This window comes from Coleofasciculus sp. C1-SOL-03, assembly GCF_040220555.1.
Lineage (GTDB): Bacteria > Cyanobacteriota > Cyanobacteriia > Cyanobacteriales > Coleofasciculaceae > Coleofasciculus.
Window position 1 is genome coordinate 1 of record NZ_JAVJUO010000143.1, and the last position, 8,123, is coordinate 8,123.

Genomic DNA, 8,123 nt, shown 5'->3' on the forward strand with positions numbered 1-8,123 from the left:
TTCGGCTTTTAGAAGTTAGCTTGACCGAACCTAATTTTGTACGGTTTTTCCCCCTTGTCTTCTTTCCATCCTTGTCCTCCTTGTCTTGTCCCAACCATAAAATAAAAAACCTACACCTGTAAGGCTCCCCCAGCTCCCCCAGCTCCCCCAGCTCCGCCAGTCCCTCTATCTTCTGCCTTTTGGTGGATGCTATTTTCGCTAAATGTTATAATACAAGACTTAGACAACTCCACAAATAGGGTGACAGCAATTTCGGAATGTCTTGCTGAAAAAAGCAATTAAATCTTCAGGTGGATAGACCGTCACTTAAACGAGTCTATCTCTAGAGTAACTGTATTAATTTTAGACCCCTGTATCAATTTTAGACTCATGAAACCCTTTCATTTTTTCAGTGTAAAGTGGCTGAGTTGGCGTTTCGCGTTAATTCTAGTGTCCATCACACTATCTTTAGAATTGGCGATTGTTCCTAGTCTGCTTGCCCAAACTCAAGCTGTGGAAAATCCGAATAATAATGAACCTTTTACACCTCCTGGAGATGACAGTCCAGATGATGATACAAAAGGGGCAGGAACTCGTGATGGCGGTCATTGTACCCAAGATGAGGTGGCTGAAGGTACACCAGGATTTTCGGTTTTGATGCCAGTTGAAAGTAAAACGATCGCCCAACGTCCTACATTCTCACTGTATATCCCGGAAACGGTAGCACAGAAGGTGTTTTTTAGTTTAAAGGATGCTGAGGAAGAGTATGATTACCAGACAATCATCACATTACCAAAAACTGGGAGTGAGTTTAGCTTTCCATTACCAGAAGATGCGCCTGATCTAAAGAAAAATACGCCATATCAATGGTCGATCAGCTTAATTTGTCAACAGTCTCTTGATCCCAATGACCCGACTTTAACGGGTGTAATTGAGCGAGTCGAATCTCAACAAATTACAGGGAACGGGGAACAGGGAACGGGGAACGGGGAACAGGGAACAGGGAACAGGTAAGGTAGAGTTTTGAGTTAACTTCCCCATCTCCCCCATCTCCCCCATCTCCCCCATCTCCCTCATCTCCCTCATCTCCCCCATCTCCCTGTTTCTTATTCCCTGTTCGGGAGACATTCTTCAATCAAGGCGTGATTGCTTTCGCGTTCGGACTTTTTCAGATATTCTAGAGCAATCCGTACAGCCGCCGGAGATGTGGGGTAGTCTTGGGTGAGTAACTCAAGAATGCGACGGAGTTGGAGTTTTTCGATTTGCTTGCTGGTAAACCAAGACAGTGCGATCGCGGATAGAATTAATCCTAGGATTGGCGGAATCACAGGTATCCACCACCCCTGTAAGAAGGCGGTATAGGCGACGGAGACTAAGACTAAACCCGCGATCGCAATTCCCAACGCCACCCTCTGAGGAGACTGCAACCGCCAACTTAATACTGTACCAATTAAAGACCACACCAAAACCCACAACCCCTCTTGGAATTCACTCCATGTCCGAATTAGGGGACGATTATCCAAAGCTGCACTCAAAATCTGGCTGGTCAAATTAGCATGAACCACAACACCCGCCATTCCCTGTGGTGTGCGAGACAAACTCCCACTGTAGGGGGTATAGAAAAAGTCCTTCAGGCTGGTTGCGATCGCGCCAATTAAAATAACCCGTCCGGTAAACCCATGATCACGCTTTAATTCTACGGGAATCCGATTCTCTAGTAAATCGGTAAGCGAGATGGTGTAAAAATCCTCTAACCTGCCACGATAGTTTAATAAGATCTGATAACCCCCAGTATTAACCCGCACATAGCCGCCATCATTTTTATCCAACGGTGAAAAAATTGCCTGACCCAATTGCCAATGATGCTGTGCTTGAGTTTGAGGTGTAATTCCTTGGGTTTCTAGATAGTACAATGCTAGTTTTAAGCTGAAACTCAGGTGAAGTTTATCGCCGCGTTTAACAGATATTAAGCCTCGGCGGACTTTGCCATCTGCATCCAATACCATATCCACAAAACCGATTTGCCCCGACTGGTTTAACGTGGGAGGGGGATTCACGGAATTACCAACAACTTTCTCGGCACCAATCAGATTAGGAGTAGACTGAAATAGCTTAACTAATTCTTGATGTCCAGGTTCGACAGGTAAATCTCGATACACATCTAAACCAATGACACGCGGATTATCCGCTTGTAATCGAGTAATCGCCTCTGCTAACACTGCATCCGGGAGGGGCCACTGTCCAATTTGAGTGATATCGTTTTCGTCAATGGTGACAATTACAATACGCGGATCAGGGGGTTCTAAGGGGCGAACTCGGAAAAATTTGTCCCAAACATCCCATTCTAAACCTTGCAACAATCCGGTTAAACGTAACAGAATTACCAGAGTAGTTGTGCTAAGGCTGATCGCGCCAATCCAGCCGCGCCACAGTCGATGTCTGATTGGTTCAGTTTTAACTTTCTTGGTCGCCGATGACAGCAGAGAATTGGCTTTTTCAATCGCTTTGAGGGCGTTCTGAATATCCCGTCGATTTAATTCTTGACTCGCGGCTAAAAACTGATAATCTAGATCACTCAAACTTTTCCCTTGCGACCAGGTTAATGCCTCTCTTAATGCCTCTTCTTGCAAGAGGTGGGATGGATTCTGTTTTTTTGAGGCAATCCAGGCGTTGAACTCCTCAGCATAAGGACGCAGGGAAACTAATTGTTTGGTTACCCAGGTTTGATTAAATATTTGTTCATATATTCTATTCTTTACCTGGAGTATTCCCTGATTTTTAACCAACAAACCCGACAATAAAAGTTCGGTTATTTCTCGCGAATCATCTGCCTCAATTTCTACGCCTTGTAACACCTGCTGATAAATGCCCAGCATTCTACCCGTCCGTTGACTATTCCCTTGAATGCGATTCTGAATCGTTCTCAAATGTTCCGGATCATCCTGAGACGCCCAGTTAGAAATGATGCGCGATCGCACTAAGTTTTCTACCCACTTGTATTCCTGACCGGGCGCGATAACCAACCTATCCGGTTCTGTATTTTCTGCCGCTTTCCAGACTAAATTACACAACTTCTGGGTGAGAAATGGCTGACCCGATGTCCAGGCTAAGATTGCTTGAACAATCGCCTCAGGTGTATTAACTTTTTCCGCTAAACCTTGGATTAGGGGTTGCACTTCTTCCAGTTTAAACCCCTGCAGTTCTATGGCTTGACCAATATTAAAAGAAGTCCGGCTGCGATCGCGAATTAAGTCTGATGGTGCAGCGACGCCAAAGAAGGCAAAGACAATCCGATTGTAGTCGGGATTAATCGCACGTTGATTATAGCAAAAGCGAATTAAAGCCCAAAAATCATCAATGGGGAAATCAATGCTGAGAAGTCGATCAATTTCATCCATAAAGATAACCAACCGTTCACTGGAAAATTGATCGAGTAATGCCTCTTGAATAAACTGACAGCATCGTTGCAAAAAGGAGAGATCGTCTCGCTCTTTCCACCAGGTTTTTAAGTGGATTTTTCCTCGCAGATTGAACGCCAACCATAACTGGGTGACAACACCTTTATACCACTGCACAGGGGTTGTATATTCACCACCAATTGTGGTCATATCCAGAACTCCACAGCGGAATCCTTCTGCTTCCAAGCGATACTTTGTTCTGACAAGGAGAGAGGATTTGCCCATTTGTCGAGGGCTAAGGACATGACAAAATTCACCTGCTTTCACCGCCTGATAAAGTTTGGCGTCTGCTTGTCGCACCACATAGGTAGGATCATCATGTCTGAGACTACCGCCAACTTGGTAATTTATCATTTGTCATTCGTCATTTGTCATTTTTCATTTGTCATTTGTCATTCGTTATTTGTCATTCGTCAATAAAGAGTTATAGTTATATTGTCGGTGCGGGTGTAAGGGCAGGTGTAGGTGCAGGTGTAGGGACGGGTGTAGGGACAATTGTAGGGGCGGGTTTAGGGACTAAATTCTGCTATTCACCGATAAAGGAACAACAAAACCCGCCCTCCCCACCAATAACGGAACAACAAAACCCGCCCTTCAACCTAGCATGGTTACCAATAACAGACCAACAAAACCCGCCCTTCAACCTAACTTTAGAGTTTGTAGTAAGCGCTGTCTTCGCTTCTGGCACGCTTCGTGCCTACTACGAACCCAGCTTAAGTCAGCGACATTCAACCTAGCTGGTTACCAATAACGAAACAACAAAACCTACCCTTATTAAAAGTCCAGTATAACTTCTTGAACTTAAACATAAAATAGGTAAAAAATCATAAAAATTGAGGAGTTTTGTAAAGTTCATTAAAAAAGCATTAATGAGACATTTTGTCAATTCCTAAAAATTGGTTAGTTGACCAGAACCTGGAGTAAGGAGGTTAGTGGAAATCAATCCAACTATATTAACTTTTGTAAATATACTTCAAACCCTTACATAAGACATAAGACAATCCTCAGGGTTAACTGTAATTTTTCCCACCTACTTATCTGTCCATTGTGGCATAAAGACCATTCTCTTGGCGGGTAAGCCAACCCACTCCGCAAGAGTAGATTTACAGATGTATGAATACTACCAAACTCTGTCCACTTGCCTCACAATAGAAATAGGATAGCAGCAATCACAACAGGGACTCTACTATGACTAGGGGTGCATGGATAAAGCAACGATGGAAGCAATTGCGCTCACATCGGCTACCTCAAAAACCTCGAATTTCTGATCTAGGCGCATTTATTTTAACATTATTCAGTTGCCTAGTCGTCTACACGGTATCTGGTTCAGCTCAATCTCCAGTCGCGCCAGTTTCATCGTCACTGGTAGAAATCACTCAGGGATGGCAATATCATTGGGGTGATTTTCCTCAACAACAACCCAGGGTTTCACAAGAGACTCAGAATCAGATATTGTCTGAACAATGGCAATCATTTCAGTTTCCCGGAAAAATCCGCAAACCAAGCCATAAAAATGTCCAGATTCTCTGGTTACGTGTTCCTTTACCTCCTGGACAATGGCACTCCCCGACTCTCTATTTTGGTGCTATTCCTTATATATTAGACGTATATTTAGGCAGACAACATATCTATAATCAATGGTCACTCAATGCGGCTAATCAAGCCACACTAACTGACTATCAATTGCCCCTGATTCAACTTGATCCAGACGACCAAAATCAAACTCTCTTGTTTCGGGTGTATGTCGGAGAAAATGCTTCAATTTATATCGGATTGTTTGATCGCGTTGTCTTGGGTGATCATAATGCTGTGATTAAACGTTTCTTTCAACAACAAACCCATGCATTACTCGGCATTCTATTTTTTGCGTTAGGATTAATTATTCTGGGATTGTCTTTAAGTCGCCCCGAAAAAAAATCATACTTTTACTTTGGTGTTTTAACAACGATGATCGGCATCTATACTCTATCGCGGTCTTTTTTTATCCCTATCTTTATCAATCATCTAGAAGCCTTACGGTTCTGGGAATATACATCCTTTTATTTGATACCTGTAAGTGGTTGCTTGTTCTTTCAAGAAATGTTTAAGATGAGATGCCAGTCGATTATTCGCCATCTCTGGAAAATTCATCTGGCTTATGCGGTAGCCGCCTTAACTTTAGTCACCACTCATACCTTTTCTTGGAGTCAAACCGTCACTTTGGCTCAATTCTTGTTTTTAGCCAGTGCAATAATGATTTTAACCAAGGCGGTGCAAATTTCTCGGACGGGTAACGTTGAAGCCAAACTCTTTACATTAGGGTTTGGTCTGCTTACTCTATCTGCCATTAATGATATTTTAATTTATCGCTTAGAGTGGGTAAATTGGTATCAAAAACTTTATCCTTGGGGAACATTACTTTTTATTCTTACGTTAGGCGTTATGTTAGAGCGTCAATTCATCCAAGCGCGTAACCTGCTGCAAAACTATGCCATAGAATTAGAAGCGAAAAATACTGCCTTACAACGACTCGATCAGCTTAAGGATGAATTTTTAGCCAACACGTCTCATGAACTTAAAACCCCCCTGAATGGAATTATTGGCATTGCGGAATCATTGATTGATGGAGTAACAGGAAACCTATCGGATGCGACTCGGTTTAACTTGTCGCTGATTGTGTCCAGTGGCAGACGATTGCACCAGCTTGTTAATGATTTACTGGATTTCTCGCAACTCAAACACCATAACCTACACCTGAATATTAAACCCATCGGAATTCGGGAAGTTACCCATGTGGTTTTAACCATTTCTCAACCGTTAGTAGGCAAGAAATCGATCGAGTTAGTCAATAGCATTAATCCGGATATTCCCCCGGTTGATGCTGATGAAAATCGGGTGCAGCAGATTTTATACAACTTAGTCAGCAATGCAGTTAAGTTTACGGAACAGGGAACCATTGAAGTTTCTGCGACGCCAGTTAATGACATGCTGGAAATTCATGTCATTGACACCGGAATTGGCATTCCACCTGACAAAATCGACCGCATTTTTGAATCCTTTGAACAAGCCAATGGTGCCATGGCTCGCCATTATGGGGGAACGGGATTGGGTTTGGCAATTACTAAACAATTGGTTGAACTCCATGGTGGTATAATTAAGGTCGAGTCTACGGTGGGAGTGGGGTCACGATTTACATTTACCCTACCTTTATCTCAGGGTAAGGTTGAGTATCAACCCGCTGCTGAACTCCCTCAGATTCAAGATTATACATCGCGAACGGTTAACCCCGATCGCATTCTCATGGCTCAAGAGGCGGCTGTCACGCCAGAGGGGACATTCCACATTTTAATTGTGGATGATGAACCCACGAATCTTCAGGTAATTGTTAATCATCTGTCGTTGCAAAATTATGCGATTACTCAAGCGTCTAGTGCCTTGGAAGCCTTAGAGTTGATTCGCTTAGGGTTCAAACCGGATCTAATTTTGCTAGATATCATGATGCCGCAGATGACGGGATATGAACTGTGTAAAAAACTGCGGGAACAATTTCTGCCTAATGAACTACCGATTGTCTTGTTAACGGCGAAAAATCAGATTTCTGATTTAGTGGAGGGGTTTGCGGTTGGGGCGAATGATTATTTAACCAAGCCTGTGTTAAAAAATGAACTATTAGCCCGCATTAAAACCCATCTCCGTTTAGCTAAAATTAATGCCGCTTACGGACGGTTTGTTCCTTATGAATTCCTGCAATTTTTGGAACGGGAAAGTATTGTGGATGTGCAATTAGGGGATCAGGTGCAAAAAGAAATGTCTATTTTATTTGCCGATATTCGTTCATTTACCAGTCTGTCCGAACAATTATCACCAAAAGCAAATTTTGATTTTCTGAATTCATATTTAGGTCGTGTGAGTCCCGTAATTCGCAATTATCGCGGCTTTATTGATAAATATATTGGTGATGCGGTAATGGCATTATTTCCCCAGATGGCTGATGATGCAGTAAAAGCGGCAATTGAGATGCAACAGCAAGTCAGTTTGTACAATGATCACCGTCAAGCCTGTGGGTATGAACCGATTGCGATTGGGATTGGGGTGCATACGGGGAGTTTAATGTTGGGAACGGTGGGAGAGTCTCAGCGAATGGATACAACAGTGATTTCGGATGCGGTGAATTTAGCCTCGCGTTTGGAGGGGTTAACTAAGATTTTTGGGGTGGAGATTTTAATTAGCGAAGCAACGTTAAATGGGTTGACAAATGCTCACCATTATAGTTATCGTTTCTTAGGTCGAGTGACGGTGAAAGGAAAACTCCAACCGATCGCGATCTTTGAGGTGTTTGATGGTAACCCGCCGCCACTGATTAAACTAAAGCGACAAACTCGGACGGAGTTTGAACGGGGGGTGCATCTGTATGTGGAGAAAGAGTATACCCAAGCGCAGCAGATTTTCACTCAACTCTGGCAATGGGATGATCGCGATCGCGTGGTTCAATTTTACCAGCAGCGTTGTCAGCAAGCCGAGCGATCGGGAGTCTCGGAGGTGGATATTATTATTCGGTAGTGATTGTCGGGATTGTCAGGATGATCGCGGTTGTAGGGGTTCCTCGCTGCTCATCAGTGTCAATTTAAGGCTGAAATTCTGACGTAATCAGAGATCCCCCCTAACCCCCCTTAAACAGGGGGGAAGCAGAAATTCCCGAAACAGGGG

The 8,123-nt window shown here is 43.4% G+C and carries 3 protein-coding genes; 2 read left to right on the forward strand and 1 reads right to left on the reverse strand.

What is annotated here, in order from left to right; all coding sequences use genetic code 11:
• The first annotated feature begins 369 nt into the window (after window positions 1–369).
• The gene (locus RIE73_RS22720) at window positions 370–993 is read left to right on the forward strand and encodes a DUF928 domain-containing protein (RefSeq protein ID WP_446403355.1); all 624 of its coding nucleotides are present in this window, start codon (window positions 370–372) and stop codon (window positions 991–993) included.
• 92 nt (window positions 994–1,085) lie between these two features.
• Here the strand turns inward: RIE73_RS22720 and RIE73_RS22725 are convergent, their stop codons facing one another.
• Entirely contained in the window at window positions 1,086–3,791 is a 2,706-nt protein-coding gene (locus RIE73_RS22725) for a CHASE2 domain-containing protein (RefSeq protein ID WP_446403356.1), read from the reverse strand.
• Window positions 3,792–4,625: 834 nt separating this feature from the next.
• Here RIE73_RS22725 and RIE73_RS22730 point away from each other — a divergent pair.
• On the forward strand, window positions 4,626–7,976 hold the full coding sequence (locus tag RIE73_RS22730) for an ATP-binding protein (RefSeq protein ID WP_446403357.1): 3,351 nt from the start codon (window positions 4,626–4,628) through the stop codon (window positions 7,974–7,976).
• Window positions 7,977–8,123 lie beyond the last annotated feature (147 nt).

Excerpts from the sequence above, each read along its gene's own strand:
- RIE73_RS22720 (WP_446403355.1), top strand. The coding sequence starts at position 370 with ATGAAACCCTTTCATTTTTTCAGTGTAAAGTGGCTGAGTTGGCGTTTC.
- RIE73_RS22725 (WP_446403356.1), bottom strand. The coding sequence starts at position 3,791 with ATGATAAATTACCAAGTTGGCGGTAGTCTCAGACATGATGATCCTACC.
- RIE73_RS22730 (WP_446403357.1), top strand. The coding sequence starts at position 4,626 with ATGACTAGGGGTGCATGGATAAAGCAACGATGGAAGCAATTGCGCTCA.